The following is a 13807-nucleotide window of genomic DNA, read 5'->3' as shown; positions in this document are numbered from 1 at the left end:
AGTTCGAACTCGCCGCCGCACCATTGGCGGGAGTACGGCTATTCGCGCCAGTTTCGACGAACTCGAAACGGCTGGGTTGCTTTACCTATGCGCATGCCTGCATGCGCCGGGTGAGCTGACTGTTCTTCGTCATGGATGACAACATGCGTATTCTCAATACGGTGGCGGCGTTCGCCATTCCGTTTATCCCCCGTGCATTGATCCAGAAAATCTCGCAGCGCTATATCGCCGGCGATTCACTCGCGGACGCGATCGCACGCGTCCAGACGCTAAACGCGTGCGGATTCAGCGCAACTCTCGACGTGCTGGGTGAAACCGTTTCATCGATGAATGAGGCCGAGGCCGTGGCCGACGAGTACACAAAAGTACTCGAGGCGATCCGGGCTCACGGTTTGAACGCAGAAATATCGATCAAGCCGTCCGCGCTCGGACTGCTCGTCGACGAGGCGCAATGCGAGCGCCTGATCCGACATATTCTGAAAGTAGCGGCCGCCGATGGAAACTTTGCCTGCATCGATATGGAAGATGTCAGTTGCACGCAGAAGGAAATCGACCTCTTCACGCGAGTGGAGCGGGAGCATGGCAATGTGGGTCTGGCCTTGCAAGCCTATCTGAAACGGACCTACGGGGACATCGACCATCTGCTGCGCAGGACAAGTACTGTGCGTATCTGCAAAGGGATCTATGTGGAAGATCATGCGCATCTTGTTGAGCGTGCACGCAACGACAGGGCAGCGATCAACGTGCATTTCATCGAACACGTATCGCGCTGTTTCAAGGCAGGTGCGTTCGTCGGTATCGCGACGCACGACGCGGCGCTCATCGAGGAAATAGTCGCGCTTGTGCGTCGCGAAGGTGTGGACCGCACGAAATTCGAATTTCAGATGCTGCTTGGCGTGTGCGAACCATTGCGTGACGAGCTGCTCGGCATGGGATTCAACGTCCGCGTTTATGTTCCTTATGGCAAGGACTGGTACGGCTACAGTACCCGGCGAATCAAAGAGAATCCGGGTATTGCGGGTCACGTGATAAAGGCGATGTTGAGCCGCGGATAGTGATCTGAATTTCTCTGCCACGGCGACGAATTAATTGTCGATTTCGTCGAGAGCCCTGAGAAGTGACGCCGTGATGACACTTCTCAGGAAACCGGAAATCTCGCTCGAGTCTCGCAACTGCTGTCTCTCACGCCCGGACAAAAATTTGCATGCGTCCGAACACGGTTGTTACCGAAGCGTAAGCGACAGCGCGCTCACGAACGGTGCATAACGGTGCACTAAGCGCCGATCTGATGACACTCCAAAATTCACTGCACGCAATAGGCGGTTTTTCTTGGGGTCGAAGTCAGAAAGACAGTGACCATCCAATCCTATGATCATCATGAGAAAGCAGGGATCTTTGCGATGCGGCAACCTAATAGAAATAATCTTACTATTTGTCCGAAAATTACTATTTCTTGTGGGATCGAACGGGCATTCCGGCTACGATTTACCCCAGTCGCGATGAGCGAGCGGAAAAAATTGCGAGTAGCAGCAGCAAGGCTATTTGTCTGATTAAACGTTTGCGCTGCGCGTGTTGGCAGAGTTTTGAGTAGCAGTGGATATCGCAGTCAGGTTGTCTCCCATCGGTTTCTAACGCAGCAGGACGCGTACGTCGACTCGCCGTGGCGATCGGTGACGCTCGTCCGCTGGATGGCCGCATCTAATCGAGTCTCACCTCGGACCGTTTAATCAGGCTTTGAGCTGCGCCCGGGATACGCAAGAAGATCTTTTATTTGTAATTAGGATCGCGAAGTAAACCGAGTTATCTATAAGCATTTTTTCATTCGAAAACTCTAAAAACAAATATTTATATTTCTTATCGACAGTGGAAAATATTCGGCCATGGTAAAACGACGTCAATTTATGAGTGGGCTAGCGGCCCTCGGTGGAAGTTATCTTTTGAGCGCCTGCGGCGGCGGCTCGCAAGACGGTAGCAACGGCACTGCTGTATCCGCTGCCGCCAAAGCAACGGCACATGCCAGTGCCGCGTCAGCGAGTGGCACGACAATGCCGCCGGCTGCTTCGATTACGGACAGCACAGGAGCCGTATGGACGCTGTCGGGTGGCGCGCTGTATCAAAACGGCGCGGTAGCAGGGAATAACTACAATGTGGCGCTTGCGTTGTGGATCAACGGAAGCATGTATCACGAGAACGCGAGCGGCCAGTTCTATCAATGGAACGGCTCAAGCTGGGTGAGCACCATCGACCCGCGTCTGGGCACTATTTCCGCAGATGGCACGACGCTGCCCTCCGCGCCATACATTCTCGATAAGTCGGGCGCGAAATGGACTCTTGTTAACGGCGTTGTCTACAAGAACGGCACGGTGGTAGGCGTCAACTTCAACGTATCGCTCGTACTCTGGTACGGTGGCAAAATCTATCACTGCAACTCGAGCGGGCACTTTTACGCGAATGCAGAGGTTACTGCCCAATGGCTGGCGTGCACGGATCCGCGCATCGCCGTCGCGCCGACCGCGGGTAGCTTCTTTGGCATCAACGGGCACTACGACTACACCTACACGCCGGCGCAACTGGTCACGATGCTCAAGGCGATGGGCTGCACCAGCTATCGCGTCGGCTGCACGTCCGATCCGACCCAGATCAATGCGGTTGTCAAACTCGCGCAAGCTTTCCAATCGGCTGGCATCAAACTGCTGGTATTGATCAACCAGGGTCTCTACGACAGCACCGGCAAACTCTTCAGCGGTGAGTTGACCGCTTACAGCGCCGGCTACTCGGCGGGTTCAGCGGTTGCAGGTGCGCTGATGTCGTATGGCGTGACCATGTATGAATGCGGCAACGAACTGACACGCGACGGCGCCATCATTCTGGATTCCACCAACGCCGGGACGAAAGCTCTCGATTTCAACAATGCGAACTGGCCGGTCATGCGAGGCGTGATGCGGGGCATGATCGACGGGGTGAAATCGGTTCAGTCTTCCGCGAAGTGCGGCATCAACTTCTGCGTGAACGATGTTGGCGCGTCGGACGCGTTGTGGGAGGGCACTCAACCGGACGGCAGCAGCGGCTATTCCAAGGTGCGCTGGGACATCACGACCTGGCATAACTACGAAGTCTACGGCGATATTTTCGATATCGGCACGGACGGGGTGGGTCCAGGTTTCGATTTGCCGACGTATTGCAAAGCACGATACGGCGTGCCTTTCATCATCTCCGAGTGGAACACGGGTCCGGAGCAAACCGAGGCTTATCGGGCAAACTACATCACCACACAGCTGGGTCAGTTCTATCCGGCAAGAAAGACTCACAACATCCAGTCGGTGATGTACTACGTGCTCGACAGCGGAAACGAGACATTCGGCATTATGATGAACGGCTCGCCCATCAACCCGTCGTACAGCGCATTTACGAGCTTCACTGCGGCCAACGCCGACAACTAGGCCGGCAAGCATCTGATCGTGCTGTGGATCTGGTCTCCCATCCTGGATGGTTAAGAGGGAGACCAGATCCCCTCGTTCTTTCTGCTATTCGATCCGGTGTGCCTTAGAGACTACAACAGAGACTACAACAGCCGTTCAATGTCAGTCTCATTGAACTGAGCGATGATCGCCTCCGAATCATTGACACCAAATCCCACTGCCACGATCCCATCGTGAATGGCCAACCCACAACAGAACTCCACGCCATACTCTTTCCAGTAGAACGGTTCGGAAAGCACAGCATTCCAGTCCCGATCGAAATAAACGAACCGGTGCTTGTAAAGATGCTTTTTCCCTCGACTGCGCTCGTGTACGACGCACAGCCAGCCGTCCCTCCATTCAACTAGTTGCGATGATCCGAGCAAACCTTTGGGCGCCTTCGATGGTTTCCGAAGCAACACGGTTGCCCCATGCTCGCTGATCTCGACAATAGTCAACGGGTTCATCGTGTGTACCGCGTGGAGTTTCCCGTCGGATACGAAAGGCATCCAGTTTTTCTCGCGAGTCGAACCAAATGGCGACTCGATCAGATAGCTCTCCACAACCCGCTCGCCAGATAGTTTCTGAAGCGTCATTGTGTTAGTGTCGCCCGCGTTGCTGCGCGCACTGCCCAGACACCACAACGCTTCTTTCCAGAAGAAGGTTCGGAGATCCTCGAATCCATCGCCGGATTTTCCTGATGCGTCTCTGAAATCGGTATCTTCCAGAGCGTTCATGCCCAGAACGGTCAGGTCGGTTGCCAACCTGCCGATATAGTTGATGGTGTCGTATTCCTCACCATGCAACTGCACGCCGCCGCTCTCCATCAGTTCGTAGTTAACCGATCTGACAAGCACGACGTAGCTATCTCCGTTGAAACACAACGATGGATTGCAAGGACGATATTCACCGGGAATCCTCACCGAAACGAATCTTGGGCGAAGTGTATGGAACAGTCTTTCTTCCTGGGGGCGCTCGGTGACATATCTGTACAGAATAGTCCTGAGTCGTCCGGGAACCAGTTGTGAAGTGAGCATTCAGGTTTTTCTCCCGCGCAGGGTTGTGCTGATTCTGGAATAGAGAACGTCAACGCCTTCCGGACATCACGTTCGCTGAAGCGTGTCCGTTTCGCATTCACCTTATGACTGGTTTCTCCACCGGGTCCCGGTGACCATCAACGGCTTCCAGGAATTGCCCGTAGCGCCGGCGACAGGTATCCCAGCCGAATTCGTCGATAGCCAGATTGCCTGGATTGCGAGCAATCACCGGCCATGATTCGTTAATCGATTGGACGATCTGAGGGAGTTCGGAGATGTCGTCGAACAGGATTACATTGTCGAACTTCCTGGCAGCCCACGCCATGAACGGTGTGACGCGCGAGATCAGCAACGGCACGCGCCCGATAGCTTCAAAGAACGCACCGCTTACCAGCATCGAATCGGCCGCGTGCGGCAGGATCAGCACGTCGCTATCGGCTACATTCTGCGCAAACTCCGCGTCGGACAGGAATCTGGCGTCGAGGTGCACGACGTTCCGCAGCGATCGCCTCTCGATGATCTCGTTGAGCGTCGCGAGGTAGGTTTCCGTGCCGTGCCCGGCGATATGCAGCTTGCACTCGCTTGGCCAGACGTCGAGCAATGCGTCAATCTGCTTGTATGGGCGGATCACGCCAAGCAACGAATACTGTGGCGCCGTACCTTCTTTCCTGGCTGTGATGGGCGCCTGTCCAGGCGCATCCCAGTAGAGGGGATGGGGCAGATACTGCGCGTCGTATTGCGCCTGGAAATCCGGCGCGTGGACTACGCGAAAGTCGGCGAGGCGGCGCACCAGTGCAATGATCCGCATCGACAGGCGTCTGTTGAAGCCCACCGTATCGTGAACCGCGTGATCGTGGATAAAGTAAACGGCTTTCGCTCGTCCGATCAGCATGAGCGAACAGTAGAACGCGAAGAGCAGAGACCCCGTCAAGCTCAACCGGGCAGTACCCTTGTCTCGCTTGAATGGTCGATACTCCAGCCAATGAAAAGCGAGAATGTTCTCTGGTTTGAACAGTTGGAGAAACCCGCCATTCAGTAGTCCCTTAATGGAAAGCGGCACGACGTCGTAGCCGATCGAACGGTAGAGATCTTTCTGAATCTGTATATAGCGATTCGTGGGGTTAGTGAAAGGACACATCATCACCCTGGGCCGCGAGTTGTTCACCGCTTTGTTGCCGGTCGTGCTGAGCACTGCCTCGGTAGCTTGCGTCATCTGTGCTTCTCCGGTCGGGTTGAGGGGGCGAAGACGTGGGGTGAAACATATGGCGAAGCTCGAACCACCCACTTAACCCAGCAATTGCCCCCACTCGTAATCAATGCTGTCTGGCGTAAAAGGCAGCACACCCGCGCCCGGCGTGAAGGTAAGCTCGCCGAAGAAAACCTGGTTGTCCGGTGCATATAAGTCGACGCGGACATAGTCGAAGTCTTCGCACAGCGTGACTGCGGTGTCCAATACGGATTCCAGATTTTTGGGGCGCGGGGCGGGCGTGGCGCTCCGCTTGTAGTAGCCGATAGCGACATTGAGATGATGCCAATCGACGTCGTATACGTCGCCATGCGTCGCGTTCCCGAACCTGTCGGATATCACCAGTATGTAGATGACGGGGCGTCCCGGTCGGCCGCCAAAACAATGCAGCTTGTAATCCGCGGGTATCTGGCCAGACCGGTCCAGAAGGAGTTGTTCAAAGAAGATGCGTGGTTTGATCGTGCGGTAATGCCTCTCACGCGCGATGTAGTAAAAGTCGGTGGACAACCACTGCTCGGCCAGAGATTTCAGTTTATCGAACGAGGTCTCGGACTTGTTTCTGACGATCTCGACGAAGGTGCTGCCGTGGTTCGCCTTCATGACGAACGAGCCCGGCAGCGCGTCGAATACCTCGCGCGTCAACATATCCGGTGCTGAAATCAGCGGTATGAGGTGCTTCTCTCCTATCTTGGCCGCAACGTAGTCGCGTACCGACAGTTTGTCGGTCAGGCTAATGTAGCGTGGATCCGGTCTGAGGTTTCGTTGCAGGATCTTTTCATTGAACGTGGCTGGGCGGAGAAGATTCGGATAGCGGCCAATGCGTTTGTGATGCAGCATGCTCAGGAACAGGGCATCCGGCAGCATGCACTTCGCCGCTTCCTTGAGTCGCCGAACCGTGGAAACGGACTGCTGCGCTGGCCGATACCGATCTTCCTGTATGAGGTTCACGTGGGCGGCCACGACGGTGTCAGAGGGTGATGCTTCCTTGTGTTTTGGCGTGGATGTGGCGGCTTCCCGGTCGAACTGTGCGGACTTGGTGGTCGTCATGTTTCGATCCATGGTTGATGGCGGCGCGAGGCGGCAGTCGCAAACCCGGCGCGCTTATCGCGCGATTTCAATCGCGGTATTCCAGGCTTCCTCCGGCGTCAACCATTGCTCCTCAGACTCGATCTGCTGCTGCGCGCGGAATTGCGTGGGCGACACGCCGTATCGCTCCTTGAACAACCGGCCGAGCCGATTGCCGTCGCCCATTCCGCACCGTCTCGCGATTTTGTCGACAGGCAAATCGGTATTTCGTAGCATCGCGCGGACAACTTCAAAGCGCGTGCGAAGCAGATACTCGAGTGGGGTCATACCGAATTCGGATTTGAACCGACGCTGGAAATTGCGCTTACTCATTGTGGCGAATTCAGCTGCTTTGGCTACGGAGATGGCCTTGCTGTAGTTTTCCTTGATCCAGCGTGCCGACTCGCGGATCTTCTCGGTTGTGGTGACGATGCTTGCGTCGTCGAGTTCAGGTGTGTTTCGGTCGATGTAATCCGGTTGTAGTGCGCGGGCGATCTTTCGCGCTATGTCCGGATTCAGGTCGCGCTCGATCTGCGCAAGTGCCAGGTCGGTAGGCGCCACGCTGCCATTTGTGCTCGCGCCATCGCCACCGCCACCGTCGTCAAAGAAAAAGACGGGTACGGTCGATTGCAACGGATTCTTGCAGACAACGGCCAGACTCGCGCCTTGTTGAATGCCGCGGGATGCAATCGATCCGTGGCGCGAGATCCATGCAAGAAAGCGACCGTTGGACTCCGTCGTTCCGGTGGTGTCACGACATGCGACAAAGAATGCATGGAAATCAGCCAGGCTATATCGTTCGAGACTTTGCGTCCAGATCAGGATGCTCGAGGAGCTTGTCACCAGACCGCCCCCGTCGGATAGCACGGAGAGCCGGTACGGAGGCGCATCGCCCCCCGCCTTTTCGAACTCGTTGGCAAGCCGGAAAGCATCGCCGACAGCGCCGGTGCTCAACATGGAACAGTCCTGGAAAATCAGGAGGCCAATGTGCTTCACCGCTTTTATTCCACTCTGACACTCATTGATGCACGACGTAAGAAAATTCCTGGAAATCATCACGCTAATTTCTCCGAACACGCAATCACGATACGTAAAGAGATTAACGCATCGAAATTTTCATAACGAACTTGGCTGATGTTCCAGGTGTTTTGGCGTAATCGTCATGATCGGGGAAATTCTTACCTTGAAATTTCCATAGAAAGCGCAATAATGATATTCCCGGCCAGAAACTTTTTCCGCGCCTGACGATCAGCACCGCATCCGGAAGATCGCAGGTTGAAGACCTATCCGGCCCGCCCGTAAAGGCGCTCAGCCGACTGCGAAATTTCAAACATTCGTTTTCTTGCGTGAACTGTCACTAAACTCGCGTTACAGCGTCGCACTGTAGTAGTGCAATTCTGTTACAGCAGTTACAGATAGCAACAACGCTTTCTAAAATCGCTGCATTCGTAATGCACTCAACTTAATCGGCCATTAACACCCGAATTTATGCCGTGTGCGATATGGCACATTCTTTTCGGGCTATGCTTCACCGCAACATGAATAGAGGAATTGGCACGGGAATCTGGTCGAATTTCAAATCCGTTCATTGAGTAAATTGCTTGAAGACGCCGTCCAGCCGCTGTGACAAGGGCGGACATATCAATTACCGTTTTCCAGGACCGCCGAAGACATTGTGTAGTCAGTACGCGCGATATCGTAAAGCCGGTGCACGATCGCGCGAAGCTGTACTCACAGGGCTCCAGCGGTATTGCGTTCGTCGTCTCGCGCCAGACGTCCGGCTTTTCCATCCAACCTGACCCAGCACGTAACTTCGCGGTGCTGCCGACCGTGTCTTATCCGCGTTCGGTGGCGGTTCCAGATCACGAACTGGTGGTGCAGCAGAGCGGCAACACGTCATTACTCTGCCCATCGAACATGGAAGGATCAAACCGGTGGATTACTACCCTGCAAACTCGTTCTCGCCCGCAACCAGCACGGAGCGTGGTCAGCTCAGCGCCGGTGCGATGCTTACGCTGATGCGCGACCACATTTGGGAGATCGTGGGCACGGCGGTCGTCGTGCTGGGTCTGGCGGTGATCTATCTGCTCATTGCAACGCCGATCTACTCGGCGGACGTTCTGTTGCGTGTCGATCCTCCAGAACCCAATGCGCTAGGACTCGCCTTGCAGAATCAGGAGAGCCTGCCGCCGCCCTCGCCCTCGCCGGTGACCGAAATGGCCGTAATACGCAGCCGCGCGGTGCTTGATCCGGTCATCGAAAAATTCCGCTTCGACGTGTCGGTAACGCCGCACAAGGTTCCAATACTTGGAGACATCGCGGAGAAGTTTGCGACGCCAGGTGAGCCGGCTGCAGCCTGGCTTGGGCTGAAGTCATTCGCATGGGGCGGGGAACGCGTTCAGATCGGCTCGCTGGAGGTGCCGCAGGATCTCGAAGAAGAGAAACTGACGTTGATTGCTCTCGCAAATGGCGCGTACGAATTGCGCGGTCCGTCGGGTCAGCTCCTTGTAAAAGGCGTAGTGGGCGCAATGCTCAAGAGCAATGGCGTTTCCATGCTCGTGAAAGAGTTGGACGCGCGGCCGGGCACGAAATTCGAGGTTATTCGCTGGAATGAGATCGACGCGATCAAGCGATTTGGCGCACTGGTGAAGGTCGGCGACAAGGTGAAGGACTCTGGGCTCATCCAGATAGAGTACGCGGACAAGAGCCGGGATAAGGCTACTGAAGTTGCCAACGCGTTGGGAGATCAGTACCTTGCCTACGCGATTGCCGCCCGGCAAGCCAACGACACGACCACACTGGCATTCATTAATGGGGAACTGCCCCGTTTGCTGGCGGACCTCAGAAAGGCCGAGGATGCACTGAAGCGCTTCCGTGGGGCGTCGCAATCCATGCAGCCGACGAGCGAAGCACAAGCGTATCTCCAGGGTGGTCTGGACATCGACAAGCAGATCGCGACCCTGCAAATCCAGCGTACGCAACTACTCGATCGCTACACGGCGGATAGCCGCTGGGTGCAGACAGCGGACCGGCAGATTGCACAGTTGCAGGATGCGAAGGCGCAGTTCGACGGCCATTTCAATAGCATGCCCTCGTCTGAACGGCAGAGCGTCGATCTTCTCCGCGCACAGAGGGTGGCGGAAACGATCTATCTCGGGATGGTGCAGAAAGCCGAACAATTGCAGGTCCGGCGCGCGAGCACGACAGGCGGGGCACATATTGTCGACGCCGCGATCCGACCTCACCGTCCGGTCAAGCCGCAGCCCGAAATCGTGCTCGCGGGCGGCGTGGTACTCGGCCTCCTGTCCGGCGTCGTGCTGGTCTTCATGCGCCGCCATGTGATGACCGGCGTGACCGATCCGAGGTACGTGGAGAGCCGCATGAGCGTGCCGGTCTTCGGCGAAATCCTGTTCAGTCAGCAGCAGTTGCTGCTCGATCGGCACGGCGTGGGGCGCAAGGCATTGCCCGGGGGCGCAGGGCGGTCCAGTCAGGCATTTCCGCGAAATGCCGCCGATCTTCAGTTTGTTGGCGGCGCCGCCGGAATGGGGATGGCCGCATCGCGGATCGACGACGGCACCAGGGTTCTCGCCGCGCGGTTTCCGAACGATATGTCGGTCGAGGCGCTTCGTGCCGTGCGCACGTCGGTGGCGCGCGATCTTGCGCACGCCCGCAATAACCTTCTGATGGTTATTGGACCGACGCCTTCCGCGGGAAAGAGCTTTGTTGCGGCGAACCTCGCAATCCTGCACGCGGAGGTCGGCTCGCGCGTACTCCTGATCGACGCCGATATGCGGCGGGGCCATCTCGCCTCGCTGTTCGGCGGAAACAACCGTGGTGGTCTTTCGGAGGTGCTCGCGGGGCAGCTCGGTTTGCGCAATGTCTTGCGCGCAACCGGCATCGACGGGTTGACGTTCCTGTCGTGCGGCGCACGGCCTGAGAACCCTGCCGCGCTGCTGATGAAGCCCCAGTTCAAAGAGCTACTGGCGCGGCTCGCCGGACAGTACGACATGGTGATCATCGATACGCCGCCGTTTCTCGCGGTCACCGACGCTTCCATCATCGCGAGCGAGGCGGGCTCGGCCTTGCTGGTGTTGCGCTCGGGGATGCAGAGCGAGCAGGAGATTGCGGACACAGTCAAGAAGATGGCGCGTGCCGAAGGGCGCATTGCCGGTGCCGTCTTCAACGGTATCCCGCTACTGCGAAGCACACGGAATTACGACTACGTGACGAACTATGGCAGCGATTTCGGCGATCTCGAAGCAACGCATTGATGGTTCGGCCGCAGGCAGCTTGCGGCCAGATGTTTCGTGGCGCCTTCAAACGGAGAAGCCGATGGCTTTCGCAATCAACGGAAAGTTCACCTCGCAGGCCGTCACCGGGGTTCAACGTGTGGCGTATGAACTCACGCGGGCCATGCAGATGAGCGCGACGCCCGGGGATGAACTGGAAGTTTTTGTGCCGCAGAACGTTGTCGAGCCGGGCACGCACCTCAAGCGCAAACGCTGCTTCCCGTGGCTGCGCGGCACGCTTTGGGAGCAGATTACGCTGCCGATTGCAGCGAGAGGAAGGACGCTTCTCAACCTGTGCAACACCAATCCGCTTTTCAGGCGTGGGCAAGTTGTGATGGTTCATGACATGGCGATCTACGATGTACCGCAGGGCTTCTCGCGGAAATTCCGGCTTTGGTATCGCGTTTGTTTCGCCATGCTGCGGAGAATGGAGCCGGTGCTTCTGACGGTATCGAGCTACTCGAAGACACGGATCTGCCATCACCTGAAGGTGGACGAATCGTGCGTCACGGTTATCACGCCCGGCGCGGATCATCTGGACCGGGTCATAGCGAATCCGGCAATTGTGGGCCGTCTGAAACTGGAAAAAGACGCGTACTGCGTAATCGTCGGCAGCCTCGATCCGCGAAAGAATCTGCAGCGTGTTCTCGACGCGATCGACAAGCTCGGGCATCTGAGTGACGTGAAGTTCGTCATTGTTGGCGGTCGCAATAAACGTATCTTCAACAGCGCGGACATGGGGCCTCAGACCCATTCGAATCAGATTGTGTGGGCCGGCTTCGTATCGGATGGCGAGTTGAAATCGCTGTATGAGAATGCGGCCTGCCTCGTCTTTCCCTCCCTATACGAAGGATTTGGACTGCCGCCGCTCGAGGCGATGTACTGCGGTTGCCCGGTGATCGCTTCCTCGCGGACCTCCATTCCGGAAGCGTGCGGTGACGCCGCCATGTACTGCGACGCGACGTCGGCGGACGATATCGCGGCGAAGATCTCCCAGATGATGGCCGATGCTGAACTGCGGCAACGTTACCGAACCATGGGCGCGGCGCATGCGCGTGAGTTTCGCTGGGAATACTCGGCGCGAAAAGTGCTGCAGATTCTGTACGGCCATACCGGCGATCAGGTGCCGGAACTCGCGCCCAGCGCGTCAGTGAGCTAGCCCATGTTTGTGACCAGGCGAATCAACCGGGTCACGAGCGTCGCCGGCAGACGGCGGGCGTTACGCATTCTTGCTGCGCTCGCCGGCGCGTGGACTCCGTTCGCGCGGGGCAAGACTGCGCCGTCGTTCTTGCCTGAGTCGCGGGCTCAGGGAATGCGTGGTCGCAGGATGACTGAGCTGATCGGTTCGAACGGTTGGGCGGGTGCGGCCAGCGACGTTCAGATGTGGCGCGCAATGGGCATCAGTTGGGGGCGAGGCTCGGTCGGCCCGGGCCAACAGGATGGACCGCAGGACGTCATGCGTATCGACAAGACCAGTTCAGCATTCGATAGCGAGCTGCCGCCGGCATTGATCGCAAATGATCGCAATGGGATCGGCTCGCTCCTGCAACTCGGCTATACCCCCACATGGAACGCGAGCGTGCCGGGTGACAGCAACTCGGCGCCGGTGGACGTCGATGCGTGGGAGCGATACGTCGATGCCGTGGTTCGTACGTACTCCGCACCGCCTTATAACCTGCGCTACTTCCAGATCTGGAATGAGGCAGCGGGCAGACTGTCGGGCGGACTGGCTCAAGCGACCTTCTGGCATGGCCCGGACGCCGCCGGGAACATAAAGAGTTCGAAACCGTACGAGCGCGCCATGCAGGATTACGTCGAGCGCATTCATATTCCGGCGGCGCGCATCATCCGCAAGTATCGCGCGTACGTGGTCTACGGTGGATGGCCGGACCAGGGCGGGCTCGACAACTTCAGAACATGGCTTGAGTACACGAGCCCTGTGCTGAATGCGCGGATGCTGGATTGGGTCGATTACATCGACACGCATTATCTGCCCGTTGCCGAGCTGGATTCGCTGTATCAGCAGTACGTCAGGAACGGGCCGGCGCGAGGCATCTGGCAAACGGAAATCGGTGACGAGTACATGAAGGACCCGCACTATTTACCGCGCTATTTCTTCGACTTCGCCGTATGGGCACTCGACAGAAACTGGGACGACCCGAACAAGTACTTGTCCATGATTTATCACTGGGATGGCTACGAGCCGTTCCGTCTAACGCATCGCGGTCCGCCCAGGCGGACATACAACGTATCCGGGCGAAGCCTGGTCGTTCTGAATCAGACCGCGAACGGATCGTTGGCAAGCTTCTCGAAGCCGTTGCAGTTCGATCCTGGGGCTTCGGGAAGTGCGTTGCTTTCCGGCCATGACGTCGTGATGCAGGTCAACGCGGATCCGGGTTGGCAAAGCGTCACCGTAGGGGGACTCAAATCATTGCCGTCACGCAACGCACGAGTCGAGTTCATCGACGCGCTGAGTGGCACGGCGAGTGCTCGCGACGATGTTGCGCTGGCGTGGAATGACCAGAACCTGAAGATTCGTTTCAAGGTGCCGGATCGCGTCAATGGGGCGGACAACAAGCCGCCCAAACACCTTGCCTATGTCGTTGTTCGTGGAGTCGCTTAAATGAACTGAGTCGTTAAGGACCATGCTCAATTCGAGCGAATTTGAATGCCCGCAGCATGCGTCGGTCGTTTCACGGTTGCCGAATTTCG

At 57.1% G+C, this 13807-nt stretch carries 10 protein-coding genes; 5 read left to right on the top strand and 5 right to left on the bottom strand.

What is annotated here, in order from left to right; all coding sequences use genetic code 11:
- The first annotated feature begins 143 nt into the window (after positions 1-143).
- Both BCY88_RS02010 and BCY88_RS02005 read left to right on the top strand, forming a co-directional pair.
- Positions 144-1055 carry a proline dehydrogenase family protein gene (locus BCY88_RS02010; protein ID WP_120342778.1) on the top strand — a complete coding sequence of 304 codons (912 nt, stop codon included), beginning with the start codon at positions 144-146 and terminating at the stop codon, positions 1053-1055.
- 825 nt (positions 1056-1880) lie between these two features.
- On the top strand, positions 1881-3440 hold the full coding sequence (locus tag BCY88_RS02005; protein WP_120342581.1) for a hypothetical protein: 1560 nt from the start codon (positions 1881-1883) through the stop codon (positions 3438-3440).
- 122 nt (positions 3441-3562) lie between these two features.
- Here the strand turns inward: BCY88_RS02005 and BCY88_RS02000 are convergent, their stop codons facing one another.
- From BCY88_RS02000 to BCY88_RS39505, 5 genes are all read right to left on the bottom strand, one after another.
- Positions 3563-4495: a hypothetical protein gene (locus BCY88_RS02000; protein WP_147408490.1), complete on the bottom strand. Its 933-nt coding sequence runs from the start codon at positions 4493-4495 to the stop codon at positions 3563-3565.
- A 97-nt stretch (positions 4496-4592) separates the two neighbouring features.
- Positions 4593-5708 carry a glycosyltransferase family protein gene (locus BCY88_RS01995; RefSeq protein ID WP_120342579.1) on the bottom strand — a complete coding sequence of 372 codons (1116 nt, stop codon included), beginning with the start codon at positions 5706-5708 and terminating at the stop codon, positions 4593-4595.
- Between the two features lie 72 nt (positions 5709-5780).
- On the bottom strand, positions 5781-6788 hold the full coding sequence (locus BCY88_RS01990) for an ATP-grasp fold amidoligase family protein (protein ID WP_120342578.1): 1008 nt from the start codon (positions 6786-6788) through the stop codon (positions 5781-5783).
- Positions 6789-6842: 54 nt separating this feature from the next.
- Entirely contained in the window at positions 6843-7763 is a 921-nt protein-coding gene (locus BCY88_RS01985; protein ID WP_183081247.1) for a helix-turn-helix domain-containing protein, read from the bottom strand.
- A 142-nt stretch (positions 7764-7905) separates the two neighbouring features.
- The gene (locus tag BCY88_RS39505; protein ID WP_147408489.1) at positions 7906-8136 is read right to left on the bottom strand and encodes a hypothetical protein; all 231 of its coding nucleotides are present in this window, start codon (positions 8134-8136) and stop codon (positions 7906-7908) included.
- Between the two features lie 604 nt (positions 8137-8740).
- Between BCY88_RS39505 and BCY88_RS01980 the strand changes: the two genes are divergently transcribed.
- The 3 genes from BCY88_RS01980 to BCY88_RS01970 all read left to right on the top strand — a co-directional run bounded on the left by BCY88_RS01980 (position 8741) and on the right by BCY88_RS01970 (position 13718).
- Positions 8741-11077, top strand: coding sequence for a polysaccharide biosynthesis tyrosine autokinase (locus BCY88_RS01980; protein WP_259461190.1), 2337 nt, complete (start codon positions 8741-8743; stop codon positions 11075-11077).
- 61 nt (positions 11078-11138) lie between these two features.
- Positions 11139-12254 (top strand): glycosyltransferase family 4 protein, encoded by a 1116-nt coding sequence (locus BCY88_RS01975; RefSeq protein ID WP_120342776.1) that lies wholly within the window; start codon positions 11139-11141, stop codon positions 12252-12254.
- Positions 12255-12257: 3 nt separating this feature from the next.
- A complete protein-coding gene (locus BCY88_RS01970) occupies positions 12258-13718 on the top strand; it encodes a hypothetical protein (protein ID WP_183081246.1) in 1461 nt (486 codons plus the stop codon).
- Positions 13719-13807 lie beyond the last annotated feature (89 nt).

This window comes from Paraburkholderia fungorum (genome assembly GCF_003610895.1).
Taxonomy (GTDB): Bacteria; Pseudomonadota; Gammaproteobacteria; order Burkholderiales; family Burkholderiaceae; genus Paraburkholderia; species Paraburkholderia fungorum_B.
Note: the sequence above shows the minus strand (reverse complement) of the source record. Positions and strands in the feature narration are given on the sequence as shown.

Bases quoted from the DNA above. Each gene is read 5' to 3' on its own strand.
- BCY88_RS02000 (WP_147408490.1), bottom strand. From the start codon at position 4,495: ATGCTCACTTCACAACTGGTTCCCGGACGACTCAGGACTATTCTGTAC.
- BCY88_RS01995 (WP_120342579.1), bottom strand. From the start codon at position 5,708: ATGACGCAAGCTACCGAGGCAGTGCTCAGCACGACCGGCAACAAAGCG.
- BCY88_RS01985 (WP_183081247.1), bottom strand. From the start codon at position 7,763: ATGTTGAGCACCGGCGCTGTCGGCGATGCTTTCCGGCTTGCCAACGAG.
- BCY88_RS01975 (WP_120342776.1), top strand. From the start codon at position 11,139: ATGGCTTTCGCAATCAACGGAAAGTTCACCTCGCAGGCCGTCACCGGG.
- BCY88_RS02010 (WP_120342778.1), top strand. From the start codon at position 144: ATGCGTATTCTCAATACGGTGGCGGCGTTCGCCATTCCGTTTATCCCC.
- BCY88_RS02005 (WP_120342581.1), top strand. From the start codon at position 1,881: ATGGTAAAACGACGTCAATTTATGAGTGGGCTAGCGGCCCTCGGTGGA.
- BCY88_RS01990 (WP_120342578.1), bottom strand. From the start codon at position 6,788: ATGACGACCACCAAGTCCGCACAGTTCGACCGGGAAGCCGCCACATCC.
- BCY88_RS01970 (WP_183081246.1), top strand. From the start codon at position 12,258: ATGTTTGTGACCAGGCGAATCAACCGGGTCACGAGCGTCGCCGGCAGA.